14 protein-coding genes are annotated in these 19398 nt (G+C 66.0%); 4 read left to right on the forward strand and 10 right to left on the reverse strand.

Annotated features, from left to right (window positions below):
• Window positions 1-22: 22 nt before the first annotated feature.
• The 3 genes from ACKTEK_RS12655 to ACKTEK_RS12665 all read right to left on the reverse strand — a co-directional run bounded on the left by ACKTEK_RS12655 (window position 23) and on the right by ACKTEK_RS12665 (window position 4843).
• Entirely contained in the window at window positions 23-1669 is a 1647-nt protein-coding gene (locus tag ACKTEK_RS12655; RefSeq protein WP_409165660.1) for a DUF1007 family protein, read from the reverse strand.
• Between the two features lie 48 nt (window positions 1670-1717).
• Window positions 1718-3958 carry a heavy metal translocating P-type ATPase gene (locus ACKTEK_RS12660; RefSeq protein WP_409165661.1) on the reverse strand — a complete coding sequence of 747 codons (2241 nt, stop codon included), beginning with the start codon at window positions 3956-3958 and terminating at the stop codon, window positions 1718-1720.
• A gap of 69 nt (window positions 3959-4027) precedes the next feature.
• Window positions 4028-4843: a creatininase family protein gene (locus tag ACKTEK_RS12665; RefSeq protein ID WP_409165662.1), complete on the reverse strand. Its 816-nt coding sequence runs from the start codon at window positions 4841-4843 to the stop codon at window positions 4028-4030.
• A 93-nt stretch (window positions 4844-4936) separates the two neighbouring features.
• Between ACKTEK_RS12665 and ACKTEK_RS12670 the strand changes: the two genes are divergently transcribed.
• The 3 genes from ACKTEK_RS12670 (at window position 4937) to ACKTEK_RS12680 (ending at window position 7455) form a co-directional block, all read left to right on the forward strand.
• Window positions 4937-5713 (forward strand): ABC transporter ATP-binding protein, encoded by a 777-nt coding sequence (locus ACKTEK_RS12670; protein WP_409165663.1) that lies wholly within the window; start codon window positions 4937-4939, stop codon window positions 5711-5713.
• Window positions 5714-5845: 132 nt separating this feature from the next.
• On the forward strand, window positions 5846-6259 hold the full coding sequence (locus ACKTEK_RS12675; protein WP_409165664.1) for a MarR family winged helix-turn-helix transcriptional regulator: 414 nt from the start codon (window positions 5846-5848) through the stop codon (window positions 6257-6259).
• Window positions 6260-6279: 20 nt separating this feature from the next.
• Window positions 6280-7455, forward strand: a complete 1176-nt coding sequence (locus ACKTEK_RS12680; protein WP_409165665.1) for a pyridoxal phosphate-dependent aminotransferase — start codon at window positions 6280-6282, stop codon at window positions 7453-7455.
• Here ACKTEK_RS12680 and ACKTEK_RS12685 read toward each other — a convergent pair.
• The 6 genes from ACKTEK_RS12685 to ACKTEK_RS12710 all read right to left on the reverse strand — a co-directional run bounded on the left by ACKTEK_RS12685 (window position 7452) and on the right by ACKTEK_RS12710 (window position 15073).
• Window positions 7452-8150 (reverse strand): tellurite resistance TerB family protein, encoded by a 699-nt coding sequence (locus ACKTEK_RS12685; protein WP_409165666.1) that lies wholly within the window; start codon window positions 8148-8150, stop codon window positions 7452-7454. The two genes, ACKTEK_RS12680 and ACKTEK_RS12685, sit on opposite strands and share 4 nt — an antisense overlap.
• A gap of 106 nt (window positions 8151-8256) precedes the next feature.
• Window positions 8257-9867 carry a TRAP transporter large permease gene (locus ACKTEK_RS12690; protein ID WP_409165667.1) on the reverse strand — a complete coding sequence of 537 codons (1611 nt, stop codon included), beginning with the start codon at window positions 9865-9867 and terminating at the stop codon, window positions 8257-8259.
• A 5-nt stretch (window positions 9868-9872) separates the two neighbouring features.
• A complete protein-coding gene (locus ACKTEK_RS12695) occupies window positions 9873-10589 on the reverse strand; it encodes a TRAP transporter small permease (RefSeq protein ID WP_409165668.1) in 717 nt (238 codons plus the stop codon).
• Between the two features lie 115 nt (window positions 10590-10704).
• On the reverse strand, window positions 10705-11706 hold the full coding sequence (locus tag ACKTEK_RS12700) for a DctP family TRAP transporter solute-binding subunit (RefSeq protein ID WP_409165669.1): 1002 nt from the start codon (window positions 11704-11706) through the stop codon (window positions 10705-10707).
• Window positions 11707-11930: 224 nt separating this feature from the next.
• Window positions 11931-13289, reverse strand: a complete 1359-nt coding sequence (locus ACKTEK_RS12705; RefSeq protein WP_409165670.1) for a sigma-54-dependent transcriptional regulator — start codon at window positions 13287-13289, stop codon at window positions 11931-11933.
• The gene (locus ACKTEK_RS12710; protein WP_409165671.1) at window positions 13286-15073 is read right to left on the reverse strand and encodes an ATP-binding protein; all 1788 of its coding nucleotides are present in this window, start codon (window positions 15071-15073) and stop codon (window positions 13286-13288) included. Before ACKTEK_RS12710 ends, ACKTEK_RS12705 begins: the two co-directional genes overlap by 4 nt.
• 81 nt (window positions 15074-15154) lie before the next feature.
• On the opposite strand from ACKTEK_RS12710, the gene ACKTEK_RS12715 reads away from it, so the two are divergent.
• Window positions 15155-15781 carry a class I SAM-dependent methyltransferase gene (locus ACKTEK_RS12715; protein ID WP_409165672.1) on the forward strand — a complete coding sequence of 209 codons (627 nt, stop codon included), beginning with the start codon at window positions 15155-15157 and terminating at the stop codon, window positions 15779-15781.
• 1 nt (window position 15782) lies between these two features.
• Here the strand turns inward: ACKTEK_RS12715 and ACKTEK_RS12720 are convergent, their stop codons facing one another.
• Window positions 15783-19280 (reverse strand): TIR domain-containing protein, encoded by a 3498-nt coding sequence (locus tag ACKTEK_RS12720; protein WP_409165673.1) that lies wholly within the window; start codon window positions 19278-19280, stop codon window positions 15783-15785.
• Window positions 19281-19398 lie beyond the last annotated feature (118 nt).

Consider the following 19398-nt stretch of genomic DNA (forward strand, 5'->3'; position numbering starts at 1 on the left):
ATTGCCGTCCTGAAGTCGGGGCTTAAACCAGCCCGTTGCGCACCAGCGCCCCGGCGAAGAACACCAGCCCGAACAGCAGCACGAAGGCACCGGCACCAAGCTCGATGGCAAACGCGATCGTCGCCGCCGTTTCCGGTGAACGCGACAGGCGCTCGACGAGATTGCGCGCGCCGAGCGCAGACGTAGCGATGGCCGCCGTGATGCCGCCGGTGCCGACCGCCATAGCCACAGTCCCTGCGATGCCGAGCGCGAACATGCCCTGCGCAAAGCAGAACACGAGCAGGATCAGCGCGCCGCTGCATGGCCTGATGCCGACCGCCATGATCGCGCCCCATGCCGCCTTCCAGCTCAGGGGCTGCGCCATGTCATCGATGTCGGGCGCATGGGTGTGGCCGCAACAGGACCCGTCAGCCAAGTGCACGTGGTCATGCCCGTGGTGAGGCACCGGCCCGCCCGCACCTGCGGTCGCCATGACGGCCTGCGGGCGCAGGCCAACGGCGCGCCACACGAGCCACGCGCCGATGGCGATGATGAGCACGTAGCTCAGCAGTTCGAGGATGCCGCTTGCCCGCGTCATGCTGGCGCTCGTCATGCGCAGGATCAACGTCATCACGCCGACAATGGTGATGGCTGACACGGCCTGCAGCATGGCCGCGAGGAAAGCGATCAGCGCACCGCGCCGCGCCGTCTCCCGGTTGGCCAGTACGTAGGACGAGATCACCGCCTTGCCGTGCCCAGGGCCTGCGGCATGGAGCACACCGTAGATGAAGGCGAAGGCCAGCACCGTGAAGGCTGCCATGGGGTTGGTGCGGGTCTCGGTCACCGCCGCAGTCACCATCTGGTAAAACCGCGATTGCTGCGCCGCGACCCAGCCGAGGAAGCCGGAGAACAGACCGCCTTCGTTCGGGTTGAACCCCTGCTCGACAGGCGCAACGCCGAACGGCGTGCCGCTTGGCTTGATCTCGCGCGGCGCGGGCGCGGCGGTCGCGACCACCGTGCCGCAGGTGACGATCAGCTTGTTCTCGATGTCGGACACCAGGCCCAGATATTCTTCCGGCAGGTCCCGCATCTCGGCGGGAAGCTCGGACAGCTTGGCCTGCGCCTCGGCATCCATGGGCTTGGGCCGCTGCACCTTCAGGGAGCAATCGTCCGGCGCGTTGATCAGCTCGGCGGTGTTCGTCTCCGCCAGCTTGAAGGCGACGAAATATTCCGGGTCGTAGATGTCGATATCGACGCGCTTGTTGCGCGCGTCGTAGGGCGTTTCCAGCGGCAGCGTGTAGTGCAGCGTCAGTTCGCCGTTGACCGAGCGTTCGAGGTGGTAGTCCTTCGGCGCGGCATAGGGCGGCTCGTCGTTGCCGGAAAAGACGAAGGTGAAGAAGTCGAATTCCTTCAGGGATTCCGCGTTGACCTTCGCAAGCGGCTGCAGTTCCTCGTCCGAGTACCGCCCGTCACCGTTCGCATCGAGCCCTTCGACAGCATAGATGCTGAACGGCAGGTCGAACTCCCACACATGGCGGATTTCCGTGATCGCGCCATCGCCGTTGAAGACGATCTGGCTCTTCGACGTCACGAAGACATGCGGATGCGCCAGCGCGGTCCCCACCGTGGCGACGACCGCCAGCAGGGCTGCGAAAACCAGAAACCGAACCGATCCGTGCCGCTTCATCATGGCGCGCACGTTACCCTGATTTGCGCCGGAATGAAGGCATCCGAAGTTCTATTCTTCGAGTTTCGGCTTCCAGCGCGACAGCAGCGCCGCATTCGACACGACCGACACCGAACTCATCGCCATCGCCGCCCCGGCAACCGCAGGTGTCAGCAGCCCGAGTGCTGCCAGCGGAATGCCGACCACGTTGTAGACGAAGGCCCAGAACAGGTTCTGCCGGATCTTCGACAGCGTCCGCTTCGCGATGTCGCAGGTCGCCGGCACCAGCCGCAGGTCGGAGCGCATCAGCGCGATGTCGGCGGTTTCCAGCGCAACGTCACTGCCCGATCCCATGGCGATCCCGACATCCGCTGTCGCCAGCGCCGGGGCGTCGTTGATCCCGTCGCCGACCATCGCAACCGTCTTCCCCTCGCCCTGCAGGCGGGCGATCTCGCGCGACTTGCCGTCGGGCTTCATCCGGGCGGCGAAGTCCGCAACGCCGGTTTCCGACGCGACGATCCGCGCGGCGTCCTCTAGGTCGCCGGTCAGCATCCTTGTGCGGATGTTGCGCGCCGCCAGTTGCGCCATGGCGCTTGCAGCTTCCGCGCGCGGCTGGTCCCGCAAACCGATCAGGCCGATGAAGACACCATCCCGCGCCACGGCGACCGGCGTTGCAGCCGGATCGTTCAGCCGGGATGCCACACCCGGTATGCCGCGTTCGACGAGGAAATCCGGCTGTCCGGCAATGATCGCCTGCCCCCCGACGCGGCCTTCGACACCCTTGCCGGGGGCAGCCGAGACATCGCTTGCTTCTGCAAGGCCCAGTCCGCGTGCCTCGGCTTCGTCCAGAAGTCCGCGTGCCAGCGGGTGCGCATTGCCCTGCTGGATGGCTGCCGCCAGCCCGACGAGGTCGTCCTCGCTGACGCCGCTCGGCTGAATGGTCGCCACGCGCGGCTCGCCGAGCGTCAGGGTGCCGGTCTTGTCGAAGACGAACGTGTCGGCACGCGCCACGGCTTCCAGCGCCTCGATGTCGCGCACGAGGATGCCCGAACGCGCCGCAGCGCCGGTACCGGCCAACAGCGCCGTGGGTGCCGCAAGGCCGAGCGCGCAGGGGCACGCGATGACGAGGACGGAGACGGCGGCAACCAGTGCCGTCTCGAATGTGCCGCCGACGATCAGCCAACCGGCAAACGTGATGACGGCCAGCACGAGAACGGCGGGCACGAACACGCCCGCTATCCGGTCCACCAGCTTCTGGACCGGTGCCTTGCCCGATTGCGCGGCCTCGACCATGCGCAACATGCGCGCGATCGTCGTGTCTTCGCCGGTGGCGGTTACGTCGATCACCAGCCGCCCGTTGCCGTTGACCGTGCCTTCCACGACGCGCGCGCCGGTTTCCTTGAGGACGGGGTGGCTCTCGCCGGTGACGAGCGACTCGTCGACCTCCGAAACGCCGGACGACACGACACCGTCGACGGGAATGCGCGCGCCCGGCGCGACCGCGACCTGCATGCCGGTGACGAGATCGCCGACCGCGACCTCGCGCTCGTGGCCGTTTTCGATCACGCGCGCACTCTGCGGGCGCAGCGAGGCAAGCGCGCGAATGGCATCACCCGCTCTCGCCTTGGCTCGCGTTTCCAGAACCTTGCCGAAAAGCACCAGCGTCAGGATGACGGCCGCCCCCTCGAAATAGAGGTGGCCGCGCGCGCCCGCGCCCTGCATGACAACCAGCACGAGGCTGTAGCCCCACGCGGCGGTGGTCCCCACCGCGACGAGCGTGTCCATGGTGAAGCTGCCGGTCTTCAGCGCCTTCCATGCGCCGCGATAGAAGCGCGCGCCAACGGCAAACTGAACGATGGTACCGAGTACCGCTTCCACGAAAACCGGCAGGTGCCACGCCTGCCCGGCAACCATGCCGATCATCGGCACCACCAGCGGCAGGGTCAGCAGCGTGGCGATGACCAGCAGCACGACTTCGCGGCGCATCTTGCCACGCGCTTCCGTCTCGGCGCGCTCACGTGCCCGGGCGCGCTCAGCCGCGTCCTTGCTGCGGGGCCGGGCGGTATAGCCGGCCTCCTGAACCGCTTGCGCCAGTGCGTCACCGGCATCGCTGCGGTCGCCCGCGTAGCGAATGTCGGCGCGCGCCAGCGCGAGGTTGATGTTGGCTTCCTGCACGCCGGGAACGGCGGCAAGCGCCTTTTCCACCCGCGAGACGCAGCCCGCGCAGCTCATGCCGTCCACGTCGAGCGTGATCTGGCGTGTGGCGTCCGCCGATGTGCCTTGGGGGGTCGCGATTGTTTCGTCGCGCTTCATCGATCTGGCTCCTGATCTGCCTGTTGGACGACAGATAGGGCTTCCAGTAACTGGAAGGTCAAGAGGTGGTCAGTCGGTGAGGCGGTCGAGATCGAAGGTGGAGATTTCGGCGATCAGTGTCGCGAGCCGTTTCGCCTGGTGGTCGGCGATGGCCGCGCCCTTCTCCGCCGTCGCGGCTGCCGCGTTTCCCACCGCGCCGCTGGCGTTGAGGTCGCCCGTCGCCCAGGCGAACCCGGTCGGCCCGTTGCCGCGAAGAATCTCGAACTCGCTCTCCATGGCTTGTGCCGAGGACATGAAGTTGTCCGCCGCGTCCATGTTCACGAGGTCCGGGCGCAGGTGCAGCATCAGCGACGTCTCGATGTCGCCGCCATGGATGCCGAAGCGCGCTTCATCCGGGTCGATCACCCCGTCCGGCAAACCCATCCGCATGAAGCTCGTCGGCACGACGAACATGTCCGCATCCATGCGCAATTGCCGCGCGGCGATGCCCATGCTTTCCGAGTTGCCGCCGTGGGAGGACAGGATCAGCAGCCGGCGGATACCCGATGCCGCGATCCCGTGACCGATCTCGACCAGCGTGTCGGTGAGCGTGCGTGCGTCGAGCGACAATGTGCCCGCGAAACGCTCGTGCTCGTCGCTCTTGCCAACCGGCAGGCAGGGACACGACAGCACGTCACACGCCCCGCCCCACAGGGCCTGAACCCGGTCGAGCAGCATGTCGTTGAGGATCAGGTCCGTGCCGAACGGCAGGTGCGGGCCATGCTGCTCCACCGCCGCGACCGGCAGGATCGCGACCGCCGAGGCAAGGTCGATCCGCTCAAGGTCCGCGCGTCCCGTCTCGCTCCACCGGCGCCACTTGCCGCGCTTCTGACCGTCTGTGCTCATGTCTCTTCCGGCTTTCCTCGCCAATGTCGGGCGCACGCTACCGGCGGCACCGCGTCTCTGGCAATCCTTCACCGCCCGGTTTACCTGTTGAGGATGAACGCCCCACCGCCACCCGCGCGCGCCGACGCAGGCCAGACGGCCCTTCGCCTCGATGATGTCGAGGTGACGTTCGACGGCGAGGTGACCGCACTGAAGCACCTCGACCTGACCGTGCGGACCGGCGAATTCCTCACGCTCCTGGGCGCATCGGGAACAGGCAAGTCCACCATCCTGCGGCTGATGGCGGGCCTGCTGGCTCCGACTTCCGGCACCATCGAACGCGACGCGGACATTTCCCGGCGCGGCGGCACGGCGATGGTCTTCCAGGATGCCGCCCTGATGGACTGGGCAAGCGTGCGCGACAATGTCTGGCTACCGCTGCGCTTTGCCGGTGTCTCTCGCCGCGATGCGACGCCAGAGATCGATGCCGCGCTGGAAACGGTCGGGCTGTCGAACCGTGCCGACGCGCTGCCGAAAGAGCTTTCCGGCGGCATGGCGATGCGCGTCTCCATTGCCCGCGCACTCGTCACCCGCCCCCGCCTGTTGCTGCTGGACGAACCCTTCGGCGCGCTGGACGAGATGACGCGTTTCCGCCTCAACGATGAGATCCTCGACCTGTGGCAGACGCGCGGACTGACGGTGGTCCTCGTCACGCATTCCGTGTTCGAGGCCGCCTTCATGTCGCAGCGCGTCGCGATCCTGTCCGGCAGCCCGGCAAACGTCAGCACCACCATCGATTTGCCGGACGTGGTCCGCGACGCGACCTATCGGGAAAGCGCCGAATACCTGAATGTTGCGCGAAAACTGTCCCAAACACTCGCAAATCCGTGACGATCTCAAGTTTTTGACCGTTACGGTATTTGACCCGAGGGGCTGAACAGTCCACACTTTACGTGTCGGCATTCAAGGTCCGGCTGACCCGAGGGGGACGGGGCTGCCATGAAGAGCTGGTACGAGGACTCTTTGAGTTATCAGCTGTTGCGCGCTGCACGGCTGCACCGTACGCGCGCGGCAAGTTACCTGGCCGAAATCGGCATCCATCCCGGACAGGAAACGGTTCTGCTGTCGCTGGCCGACAATGACGGCCAGTCCATGACGGCCTTGTCCGTTGCACTTGGCGTCAAGCCGCCGACCATCACCAAGATGATCGCCCGCATGGGAACGCAAGGGTTGCTGACGCGCTCGACCGCCGAACAGGACAAGCGCAGCTTCACCGTCACGCTCACCGACCTTGGCCGCGAGAAGGCAACCAGCCTCAAGAAGCTGTGGAAGCGGCTCGAAAAGGAAGCTATGAGCGGTCTGGAAGAACGTGACCGCAAACGGTTTTCGAAGCTGCTCGGCCAGGTGTCGACAAATCTGGCCGCGCCCGAAGCCTGAAGGCCCTGGAGCTGCATCAATTGCTCGACACGATCGACGGTTTCGACCGCATCGGCGATGAGAACGCCTTTGCCGTCCTCGCCCGCGCAACCGCCCTTGGCGACAAGGGCATGGACATCATCAATCTCGGCATCGGCCAGCCGGATTTCCCGACCCCGCCGCACATCGTCGAGGCCGCCGTCCGCTCGCTGCGCGACGGCCACCACGGTTACACGGCCGCCAACGGCATCGCACCGCTGCGCGCCGCCGTCTGCGCCGACCTGCACCGGCGGCTGTCTGTCGAGGTTGACCCCGACAACGTGATGATCGTGCCGGGCGGCAAGGTGACGATGTTCGCCGCGATCCTGATGTTCGGCCAGCCCGGCGTCGAGATCATGTATCCAGACCCCGGCTTCCCGATCTATCGCTCGATGATCGAGTTCACCGGCGCAAAGCCCGTCCCGATCCCCATGCGCGAGGAAAGCGGCTTCGCGTTTTCGGCGGATGAAACCCTGTCGCTCATCACGAACAAGACCCGGCTGATCATCCTGAACTCGCCGGCAAACCCCACCGGCGGTGTCACGCCGCCGGAAGAAATCGACGCGCTCGTTGCCGGGCTTGAGGCGCACCCGAACGTTGCTATCCTGTCCGACGAGATCTACGGCCAGATGACCTATGACGGGCTGGAACACCGCAGCCTGCTGACCTATCCGCAGCTGCGCGACCGGCTGATCCTGCTCGACGGCTGGTCCAAGACCTACGCGATGACAGGCTGGCGGCTCGGCTATTCGGTCTGGCCGGATGCACTGGCCGACAAGGCGCGCAAGCTGGCGGTCAACTCGTGGTCCTGCGTGAACGCCACCGCCCAGCACGGCGGGTTGGCCGCGCTGGAAGGCCCGCAGGACTGCGTGTCGGAAATGATGGCAGCGTTCGAGCGCCGCCGTGCGCTCGTCGTCGAGCGGCTTAACGCCTTGCCGGGCGTCACCTGTGCCACGCCGGGCGGCGCGTTCTATGCGTTCCCCAACGTCTCGGCACTGGGAACACCCGCCAAGCGGCTGGCATCCGACCTGCTGGAAAAGACCGGCGTTGCGACAATCGGCGGCCCGGATTTCGGCACGCTGGGCGAAGGCTACCTGCGGGTCTCCTACGCCAACTCCGAAAGCCGGATCGCCGAGGCCATGGACCGGTTCGAGGCTTTCCTGAACGAACGCGGCTAGACGGTCTCGCGCGCCGCGCCGATCGTCTCGTCGAGGCTCTCTTTCAGGGCCGGGTCGATGTTGAGCCGGGCGGCCAGCATGTCGAGATAGGCGCGCTCCGCCGGATGGTCGATGTCCACCGCCACGCTGGAGGCGGTGTAGAGCTCCATCGCGACTTCCGGGCTGGTGGCGGCCTTCACGACCTTGTCCACGTCGAGCGGCGCGCGGATTTCCCGGATGACGAATTCCAGCTCCTCCTCGCCGAGGCCGAGCGTATCGACCTTGCCGATGATGCGGGAGCGTTCCTCGTCATCGATGTGCCCGTCGGCCTTGGCGGCCTGGATCATCGCGACGATGAGCGACTGCGCACGATCCTGCTCGTGGCCGCGATCCGGGATGAAGTCAGTGTCTTCCGGCGGCAGCATCACCGGCTCTCCGCCGGGGCGCTGATTGCCGTTCTGCTTGGCCTGCCAGTCCTGGTAGGCCTTGTAGGCAAGGCCCGCGACGGCGGCCATGCCGCCATATTTCAGCGCCTTGCCGCCCAGCTTGCGGCCCGTCTTGGTGCCCAGCAGCAGCGAGGCGATGCCGCCTGCGATGGCCGTTGCGGCGAGCGGGTTGTTCTGCGCGCGCGTCTTGAGGTCGTTGGCGTGACGCTCCACGCGCTGCGAGGTGTCCGCTCCCAGGTACTGGTCGAGCAGGGCCTTGGCATCGATCATTGTCGCAATCCTGACGTTGCATGGCTGAAGGTCGAAGTGACCTTCAGCTATGTGTGCAACGCCCCCATAACAAGGGTCATGGGCCTGCGATGGTTGACGATTTTCCTCAGCGCGTGACGAGTTCCGGTCCCATCAGCGCGTAGGGCAGCGTGATGGAGATGGCCGGGACGTAGGTCACCAGGATCAGGAACACGAACAGCACCGCCACGAAGGGCGCCGCGGCCCGCACGACCTGAACGAGGCTCATGCCGGTGATGCCCGATGTCACGAACAGGTTCAGCCCGATCGGCGGGGTGATCATGCCGATTTCCATGTTCACCACCATGATGATGCCAAGGTGGACCGGGTCGACGCCGAGCTGCATGGCGATGGGGAACACCACCGGCGCAACGATCAGCAGTAGGCCCGACGGCTCCATGAACTGCCCGCCGAGCAGCAGCAGCACGTTGACGGCGATCAGGAACGTGAACCAGTTGAAACCGTAGTCGAGCATCAGCGCGGTGATGGCGTCCGGGATGCGCTCCGAGGTCAGCACGTGGGCAAACAGCAGCGCGTTGACGATGATGAACATCAGCATCAGCGTCGTCTTGGCCGCGTCCACCAGCACCTTGCGGGTTTCGTCGTGGAAGAAGGTGCGGAAGGAATTGCGCCCCATCAGGCCGAGGTTGCGCCACCAGATCGGAAAGCCCGACGACAGGTACCCGAGCAGGTTGCCGCCGTCACCGCGCCACAGGGCGTAGGCGATCATGATGCCGAGCGACAGCACGAGGCCGACCAGCGCGCGCGAGGTCGCCGTCACGTTTTCCCAGTCCGCCGTGACGAAGAAGGTCAAGATCATCCACACGAAGAAGAACGAGATGGCATAGACCGTCGCGGAGAACCCGACGCGGGCACGCCGGCTGTCGGTGTCCTCTACCCACGCGATGCCCTTCATCGGGCCCATGTCGCGGTAGACGAACAGCGACACGAGGAAGGCATATACAGCCGCCACGGCAGCGGCTTCCGTCGGCGTGAAGACGCCGCCATAGATGCCGCCGATGATGATGATGATGAGGAAGAGACCCCAGCCGGCCTGCTTGCCGCCCTCGATGATCTCGTGGAAGCCCTTCCACTCCTCGGCCGGCAGGTTGCGGCGGCGCGCGATGATGTAGATCGCGCCCATCAGCATGGCACCGGCAACGATGCCCGGCACGACACCGGCGAGGAACATGCGCCCGACCGAAACGTCGGTCGCTGCCGAGTACACGACCATCACGATGGACGGCGGGATCAGGATGCCGAGCGTGCCGGCATTGGCGATGATGCCGGCCGCGAAATCCTTGCTGTACCCGACCTGCCGCATGCCGGCGATTGCAATTGTGCCGATGGCGACCACGGTTGCGGGCGAAGAGCCGGAGAGGGCTGCGAACATCATGCAGGCGAGCACGCTCGCCATGGCGAGGCCGCCACGGAAATGCCCGACGGTCGCGATGGCGAACCGGATGATGCGCCGTGCCACGCCGCCCGTCGACATGAAGGCCGAGGCCAGGATGAAGAACGGGATCGCCAGCAGGGTGTAGTTCTGCGAGGCGGTGAACAGCTGCAACGCCACCGACGACATGGAGTCGTTGGAGAAGTACGCGATCACCATGATGGAGGACAGGCCGAGCGACACGGCCACCGGTGCGCCGAGGAACAGAAGCCCCAGCACCATTCCGAAAAGGACTGCGATTTCCATGGGACTTAAGCCTTCATCTCGTCGCCGAGATCGTCCTTGTGTTCGGCCACAAGGTCTTCGGCTTCATGTCCGGCGATCACCAGCTCGCGCTCGCCCTTCCAGATTGCCACGATCGCCTGCAGGCTGCGGAACACCAGCAGCGCAAGCCCGATCGGCAGCATGAGATAGGCAACCCAGCGCTGGACCCGTTCCTGGCCCGTGAGAGGTTGCAGGAATTCCGGCCACTTCAGTTCGTCGAGGCCGGTACCCCGCTCGAACATGAACGTCCAGTAGCCGACAGCGCCGGTCTGCCGCCAGTTGGTCGACAGGTCCGCGCCGAAGAGGTTCAGCCAGGATGCGTTGAGCAGGATCGCCGCGTAGAGGAACACCGCGATTGCGCCGATCAGCGCGACCCCGCGGAACACGGTGGCGGGCAGCAGGCGGATAACGGCATCGACGCCGAGATGCGAGCCGATCTTGATGCCGTAGCTCATCCCGAACAGGATCAGCCAGGCGAAGGCGACACGCTGGAATTCGAGGGCACCCTGCATGCCGGTGTTGAAACCGTAGCGCAGGATGACCTGCACGAAGGCAACGAGGGTAATGATCGCCAGCAGGGCGGCAACCACGGTCTCCTCGAACTTGGCGACAGCCTCGGGGCGCTTGCGCTCCCAGGCCCACAAGCCAAGGACGATGAGGAGCAGAGCCAGGTATGGCCAGATGATGGCCCAGTTGATCGACATCGAAATCCCCCCGGATTCCGGGCTCCTCCGGCGCGCGTGAGCCCCGCCGCGGTCCCGTTATGGATCCGGGCAGCGCACCGCGCCACCCGGACCGGTCGTCTCGATTAAAGCAGGATCAGTTGGTGCCGTTTGCAGAAACGGCCGCGTCGATCAGGTCCTTGCCGATGTCGCCTTCGAACTGGCTCCAGACCGGCTTCATCGCGGAGACCCACGCTTCGCGCTGGCTGGCATCGAGTTCACGGATCTCGCCGCCGGCGTCCAGGATGTTCTGGCGGTTCTTGGATTCGGTCTCGCCCACGGCGTCGTTCGCGGCCTGCGTGACTTCGTCGACGATCGTCACAAACTGATCGCGAACCGCCGGCTCAAGCCCGTCCAGCCACTCCTTGGAGGTGACGAGCAGGTAAGCGAGAACCTGGTGGTTTGTCTCGGTGATGCCGTCCTGAACTTCGAAGAACTTCTGGGTGTAGATGTTCGACCAGGTGTTCTCCTGTCCGTCGACAACGCCGGTCTGCAGCGCGCCGTAGACTTCCTTGAAGGCGAGCTTCTGAGCGGACGCGCCCATCGCCTCGATCATCGCGACCGCGACGTCGGAGGTCTGCACGCGGAACTTCAGGCCGTTGGCATCTTCAGGCACCAGCAGCGGCTTCTTGGCCGAGAACTGCTTCAGGCCCGACAGCCAGTAACCAAGGCCAGTATAGCCTTCGCCTTCCATGGCCTTGAGCATGCCCTTGCCGGAGTCGGAGTTGTTGAAGGTGTTGACCGCGCCGAGGCTGGAGAACAGGAACGGCAGGTCGAACAGACGATACTTGAGCGTATACGCCTCGAACTTCGACAGCGACGGAGCGGCAAGCTGCACGTCGCCGAGCAGCAGGGCTTCCAGCACCTTGTCGTCGTCATACAGCGTGGAGTTCGCGAAGACCTCCATGCAGGCGGTGCCGTTCATTTCCTCGTTCACGCGCTCGGCGAGCATCGTTGCGGCATCACCCTTGGGGTGGCCGGTCGCGGCGACAACGTGACTGAACTTGATGACCATCTCGCCGTCGTCGCAATTCGCGAGGGCAGACGAGGCAGAGAAGGTGAGCGCGACCGCAGCAGCGGCCCCGAGAATCCGTTTCATAGATGTTCCTCCCAATCAGGACGATACCCGGCTGATCCGGGTCATTCATTGCGGCGCACGTATGGGGGCGCCGCGTGGGAGGGATTCTAACACGGGCGCAAGGGCAGCCGGATACGGCGTAAAATCCACTGTTTTAACAAAAGCTTAACGCCGAAAACGCGCCCCGCACTCGCGGTCGAATGTGTCGAAATCCCTACACGATCATGGCCGAAATGTGTGGAAACCTACACATCGCCCGGATCGTCCGCGGAGATGCCGTGCTTGCGCATCTTGTCGTAGAGCGTCTTTCGAGACACCCGCAGCGCCTCGTAAGTCGGCTTGATACGGCCTTCATTGGCCGACAGCGACCGGGCGATGACGGCACGCTCGAACGCACCGACCTGCTCGGCAAGGGTGCCGTCGCCGAAGAAGCGTTCCGCGTCTCCCTCGCCGGCGAGGTCTTCCGGTTTCAGGACACCAAGCACCAGCCTGTCGGCGATGTTGCGCAACTCGCGCACGTTGCCCGGCCAGTCCGCCGCCGACAGCGCCGTCAGCACCGCCGGCGGGATATCGGGAATCTCGCGGCGGTAGCGGGCGCGGGCCTTGCGCATCAGGTGGTGCAGCAGCAGGGGGATGTCGCCGCGCCGCGCCGAGAGCGGCGGCACCGCGATCGTCACCACGTTCAGCCGGTAGTAGAGGTCTTCGCGAAATCCGCCCGCCTCGCTCAGCTTCTGCAGGTCTGCCTTGGACGCGGCAAGAAAGCGCAGGTCCAGCGCGACGGTCTTGTTGGAGCCGAGCTTTTCCAGCGAACGGGTCTCGATTACCCGCAGCAGCTTCGCCTGCAGGTCGAGCGGCATGGAGTCGATTTCATCCAGCAGCACCGTGCCGCCATTTGCGTGTTCGAGCTTGCCGATGCGCATCTCGCGCGCGCCGTTGAAGGCCCCGGCGAGATGCCCGAACAGTTCCGATTCGATGAGCTGCGCCGGCAATGCCGCACAGTTGAGCGCCACGAACGGCTTGGCGGCACGCGGCCCCGTATCGTGCAGCGCGCGCGCGACGACATCCTTGCCGACGCCCGTTTCGCCAAGGATCAGCACGTCCGCGTCACTCGCCGCCACCATGGACACCTGCTTGCGCAGGTCCACCGCGATGGGCGAGCGCCCGACGATCCGCTCCTCCAGCCCAGTGACGCCGGAAAGCTGTTCGCGCAGCGTCCTGTTCTCCAGCATCAGCCTGCGCCGCTCCAGCGCGCGGGCGACCACTGCTTCCAGTTCCGACGTCGGGAAAGGCTTCTCGATGAAGTCGTAGGCACCCGCCTTCATGGACTCGACCGCCAGCGACACGTCGCCATGCCCGGTGATGAGCACGACGGGTATCGACGCATCGATCTCCAGGGCAGCCTTCATCACCGCACTGCCGTCCATGCCGGGCAGGCGAATGTCGCTGATGAGCGCGCCGGCAAAACCCGGCGTGATGTGTTCGAGCGCCGGCTCGCCCCGGTTGAAGGCTGCGACCCGGAAACCTGCAAGTTCCAGCCCCTGCGCCAGCGTCAGCCGCAGGTCGTCATCATCGTCCACCAGCAGGATTTCCGGATCGCTGCTCATTGCGCTGCCTCGCTCACCGCATCGGCCAGCGGCACGCGCACCGTAAAGCACGCACCGCCTTCAGGCGGGTTCATGACAGCGATGGAGCCGGAGAAATCCTTGATGATGTTGAAGGTGATGGAAAGCCCCAGGCCAAGGCCTTCGCCGCCTTCCTTGGTGGTCACGAACGGATCGAACACGGCTTCCATCGGCGCAACGGAAACGCCAGAGCCATTGTCGCGCACGGTGAGCAACCCGTCGCCACCCTCGTCGCGGATGTCCACCTCCACGTGACCGCCGCCTTCGGGGTGCGCGGCGAGCGCCGCATCAATGGCATTGGAGACGAGGTTCACCACCACCTGTTCCATGCGCACCATCCCGGCGAGCAGCACGGGGTCGCTCGGGCCATGGCTGACGCGAACATCGACGCCGCTCTCGCGCCTGCGCGGCTGCAGAACCATGAGGGCCGCATCGACGGCAGCCCGCAGGCTGGTCGGCTGCAGCCGCACGCGCGGCTTGCGGGCAAACGTCTTCAGCGCACGCGAGATGCCGCCGAGACGCTCCACCAGGCCGCGAATCCGTTTCAGGTTGTCGAGCGCCTGCTCCCCTTGCCCGCGCGAAATCAGTGTTTCGGCATTGTCGGCATTGGAGAGGATCGCCGCCAGCGGCTGGTTGAACTCATGCGCGATGGAGGCCGACATCTGACCCAGCGCCGCCAGCTTGGAGGCCTGCAGCAATTCGGTGTGCGCCTGTTGCAGGTCGCGGGTCCGCTCCCGCACGAGGCGCTCCAGCCGCAACGCACCGGCACGGTCGTCGCGCAGCTTCTGGAACAGGTTCTGCCGCCGCTGCAGGAAGAACAGCGATCCGAGCGCCAGCGACAGCGCGGCAAGTCCGGCCAGCCCGCCGGTCGCGACCGCGCGCTGCATGATCGGACCGGCATCGACAAGATCGATCATCGTCCATTCGAGCGGAGCCACCACCCGGCGCGTCATCACGTAGGTTCCGGCGAGGGCCTCGTCGGCGATCTCCACCACGCCCTGGCGTCTGTATCGCAGCACGCCGAGGCCTGGATTGTCGCCACCGCCCGTCAGCCGCTTCAACCGAAGATCGTCGCGGTTGGACAGAACGATCAGCCCGTCCGGCTGGAACGCCATCACGACATCGCGCGTCAGCACCCATGGCTGCTCGAGCCGCTCGATATCCACCGCGACGCTGACGACGCCGTAGATCGCACCGGCCTGCCGCACGGCGCTGGAGAAGACGTAGAGCCGCCGCCCGCTGTCGGAGACGATGGTTTCGCGCCCGAGCCGCCCCTCGGTTGCCACCTGGAAATGCGTGTCGCGGGACATGTCGAAGCCGACCGCCAGCGCCGGCAGTTCGGAATTGCTCGACGCGATGATGCGGCCATTGGTGTTGGCGACGGCAATGGCATAGGCACCCGTCAGCGCGGCGTGCTCGCTCAGCAGGTTTTCCGAAAGCCGCGCGGCGAACGCATCCGGCTCCGCGAAGGCTGCCCCGCCGATCATGGCGCGCACCTGCGTCCGCCGCGCCATCAGCGCGGGAAGGATGCGATACTTGTCGAGCGCGCCCTGGAAGGCTTCCGCGTGGAAGTTGAGCACCGCGCGTCCGCGTTGGGAGGCATCGTCGACGAGGTAGCGATAGGTCGAAACCGTCGCGACGATGGCGACTGCAACCGCCGCCAGCACGAAGGCAGCCGTCACCAGCCGCCAGCGGGCAAGGCTCATCGGCCGGCGCAGGCGAGCCTCGCCGGGCTCGACCATCACCGGTTCGGGCCTCTGCAACATGGCAGATCAATAACCCGAAATCGCTTGCCTTCGCCATGCCCGCCCGCAACCCTGCGCGCCAGCACCGACAAGGACCGACCGATGGCCGACGCCAGCGCAGGACAGAAAGGCAAGGACTGGGACGTGCGCTACCGCGAAAGTGCGGGCGCGCTGTTCGGTGATGCGCCCAACGATTACCTGCGCATGGTCAGCGCCCGGGAAGGCTTTGCGCCCGTATCCGCGCTACTCATTGCCGATGGCGACGGGCGCAACGGCACGTGGCTCGCAACACGCGGACTCGCCGTCACCGCCCTCGACCTGTCGGAGGAAGCGACCCGGCTGGCGCGTGCCCGCGATGCGGCTTCCGGCGTGACGGTCGAACGCGTCTGCGCCGACGTCACCATTTGGACCCCTCAGGACCGAGCGTGGGACGCTGCCTTCGTCTTCTACCTGCAAGGGCCGTCAGCGCTGCGCCGCGCTGGGGTCGAGACAGCCCGCGCCGCGCTGAAACCCGGCGGATGGCTTGTGCTGGAAGGCTTCGCCTCCGGCGGCGACCTGAACATCGGGCCCTCGACCACGGCCAAACGCTATGACCTCGCCGAATTGCGGACGTGGTGCGAAGGGCTGGAGATCGTCGAACTGGTCAGCGGTGAAGTGCTGCTCGATGAAGGCGCGCGCCACAATGGCCCGGCCCATGTTGTGCGGCTGCTGGCTCGGCGTTCCGCCTGACTTACTGCGCCGTCGTACCACTCACGGCGGAGAGTTGTTGAAGTGCCGCCGTCGCGTCCGGGTGCCCCGCCTTCGCGGCCCGTTCCAGCCACTGGCGCGCGGCCTGCGGATCGGCTGCCACGCCGGTCCCGTCCCGGTACATCAATCCGAGCTTCAGCATCGCTTCGGGATCATTCATCGAGGCGGCGGTCCGGTAGTGCGTCAGCGCCTTGTCCATGTCGGCCGGCACGACCTCGCCCTCGGCGTGTATATCACCGAGCTTCACATGAGCCGCCGACAGTCCGTTGTCGGCAGCCTGCTGGAAATAGGCTAGGCCGGCGAGTGCATCCGGCTCGACGCCGATGCCCTCCATGTGCACGCGCCCGAGATTGTACATGCCTTGCGCGACGCCGGCTTCCGCCGCCTTGCCGTACCAGTGGATCGCGGCGTCGATATCCTGCTCCACGCCCTCGCCGCGCTCCAACAGCCAGCCCAGCGAATTGTAGGCGAAGGTGTTGCCGCCCTCGGCCGCCTGCTTCGACAGTTCCGCGACGCGGACGAGATCCTTCTCGCCGCCGCGCCCGTCGTAATACATGCCGGCGAGATTCATCATCGCGTAGACTTGTCCCGCGTCCGCCGCCTGCTGGTAGATGCGGCGTGCCTGGGCAAAGTCCTGCGGCACGGCAACGCCGTTCTCGTAGAACGTGGCGACGGAGTTCAGCCCGTCCGCGTTGCCGAGATCCGCTGACTGGCGGTAGTGCTCCAGCGCGCGTTCGTGGTCGACCTCAACGCCAAGCCCGTTCTGGTAGATCCAGCCGACATTGTTCATGGCGTAGTCGCTGCCCTGCTCTGCGGCAGCCTGCGACCACTCGAGCGCCTTTGCGTAATCCTTCTCCAGCCCGAAGCCCTGGATGTAGCTGTCGGCGAGGTTGTTCATCGCCTTGATGTTGCCCTTGCGCGCGCCTTGCTCGAACAGCGCGCGCGCCTTCGCCTCGTCAGCCTCCACGCCATGGCCGTGGCGGTACACCCAGCCAAGTCCGTTCATGGCATCGCTGTTGCCGGCCTCGACGCCGCGCTCGTAGTAGGAGATCGCAAGCGCAGGGTCGGCCTCGCCGCCATGCTCGTTCAGCACCATGTCGGCAAGGTTCGCCCACGATGCCGGGTTGCCGGCTTCCGCCGATTGCAGGTAGAGCGCGCGGGCCTTTGCAAAGTCCTGCTCGACGCCGCGCCCTGTCTGGTAGAGCTCGGCAAGGCCCGCCATGGCCAGCGGATCGCCCTGGTCGGCGCCGATCTGGAACAGTTCCGCCGAGCGCGCGTCGTCCGTGCCCGCGCCGCCTTCCCCCTTGGCCAGCATCGCCTCCATCACGGCGGCGCGCGCATGGCCCATGTTGCGGGCCTCTTCCAGCAGTGCAGCGGACTTCTCGTTGTCGCCGCTGGCGCTCGCCATCATGCCTTCCCAGAACAGCTTGTCGGCGGATGCCGTGCGGTACAGCCCGTAGATCTGCCAGGCCCCGATTCCCATGACGAGGGCTGCCGCCACTGACCCGCCGGCGATCATCCGGTAGAGGCGGCGCTCCTTTTTCAACCGGTTCGTTTCCGCCTCGCGGCGTTCGGTTTCAGCCCGCCTCGCGGCATCGAGATAGTCGCGCTCCGTTTCGCTGAGGAGACCAGCAAGGTCCGGACGCGCCGAGGCAGTCTCTGCCGCCTCCAGCCGCCCGCCGGTATGGGCAAGCCACGCCGCGTCACGGTCATTGGCCTGCCATTCGCGCGCGGCAGTCCGCAGGATGTCGAGAGCGCCCAGCGACCATGAATCTTCCTCAAGCCATGTCTGCAGCAGGCCCCACTGGCGCAGCAGCGCTTCGTGTGCCGGCTCGATGGTCGTCTCGCCGCTGTCGCGGGCGATGTCGGTTGCCAGCAGGCGCTGGTCGACGAGAAGTTGCAGCAGCGGGCGCACGTCTTTGGGGATTTCCGCGAGGCGCGCCACGCGGCGGCGCGGCGTGCCGGTCTCCGGGTCGATGCCAGCAAGCCACGGGATCATGCCGCGCCGAAGCAGGGCGTATCGCTCCGCCTCACCGCGCGGAATATCCGGGTTGGTGTCGGCGGCCTTCATGGCCTGTTTCACCGCCGCCTCGATGGACCCCGCGACGCCGCCGAGGTCTTCGTATTCCTCCAACTTGAGATCGCCGTCGCCGCCATGTTCGCGGTAGAGGCGCTCCAGCGTGAAGGCGAGCAGCGGCAGCGCGTCCTTTCCGCGTCCCTGGTCGATATCGGCCAGCAGCCGCTCGACCAGTTGCTCCTCGATGCGCAACGCCCGGTCCGTGCCTTCGAGCCGCCGCGCCGGACCGACGATCACGTCGGAATAGGTGCCGCGCGGCATCGGCGGCAGGTCGAATGCGACGCGCCGCACGCCCTCCAGTTCCGCAGCCGATTGCAGCGCCTCGAAGCTCTCCGAGCGGATTGTGAAGAGCGCAATCATCGGCACGCTGTCATCGCTCAACAGTTCGCGCAGCAGCGTCAGGAATTCGTGCGCTTCCTCCGCACCGTCGGCGGCAAAGAGTTCCTCGCCCTGGTCGATGGGCAAGACCAGTGTCGGGCGGTCTTCATCCGCGCCAAACTCGCCAATGCGTTTCAGCAGGGCCGCCGTCTCGGTGGCTCCGGCTTCGATGGCCTTGCGTATCTCGGCGCGCGTCGGGCGTGGGCTCGCCTTCGAAAGGCCCTCTTCAAGAACAGCGATCAGGCCTTCCTCGCCGGTGATCGCGGCACGCTCCGGCCGAAGCGGCGGTAATGGCAGGAAGTGGCGATCCTCGCGCGTCAGCCTTGGCAAAAGTCCGGCCCGCATGAAGGAGGACTTGCCCGCGCCCGATGCGCCGAGAATGGCCATCAGCCTTGGAGACGCCGCTTCGCGCAGGCCCCGCATCGCGTCCATGCCGAGCACGATCTGCCCGTCGCGCCCGAAGAAGATGCCGGCATCTTCCGCCGCCAGCGCCTTGAGACCGCGATAGGGCGAGCGGTCGGGATCGTCCGCCGGGGGCCACGCGAAGTGCCGCGCGTCGAGACCGGCTTCCGCAAGGCCGATGCGCAGACGCTTCAGCCCGTCCGAGGACAGCTTGACCTCGACGCTTTCGTCGCCCGGCGGCGGGCGCACGGTCGACACGTGGTCGCGCGCACCAGCGGTGAGATCCACAAGTTGCCATTCGGCGGTGAGTTCGCTCGGCAGGTCGGAAAGGTCCACCGGTTCGATGATGGCGGCAGCGATGCGCTTGTTCATCTGCTTGGCAAGCAGGAACTCCGCCACGCACCACTTCGAGTCGTGCCAAGCCGGCGAGACGAGGAACAGCACGAGCTGGCAGCGTTCGGCGGCGTGTTTCAGCGCTTCCTGCCAGCGCTCGCCCGCCTTCAATCCGCGATGCGGGTCGAGGTCGAGGAACAGGTCGTTCCAACCCTGCTCGGCGAGCCACTCGCTCACCGCCATCGCGGCGGCGTTGTCGCGGCTGGAATGGGATATGAAAATGCGCGCCATTGTCTGCCCGTCGGCTGATTTTCACTTTGCGTCAGCTTAGAGATCGCGCGCGGGCCTGTCTTCACCCGCTTGCGTCAAATGCTCTGCGCCAAGACAATCAACAAAAAATGCTGGAATG

The sequence above is a fragment of the Tepidamorphus sp. 3E244 genome (genome assembly GCF_046159835.1).
In the GTDB taxonomy this organism is placed as follows: domain Bacteria; phylum Pseudomonadota; class Alphaproteobacteria; order Rhizobiales; family Tepidamorphaceae; genus JACKJK01.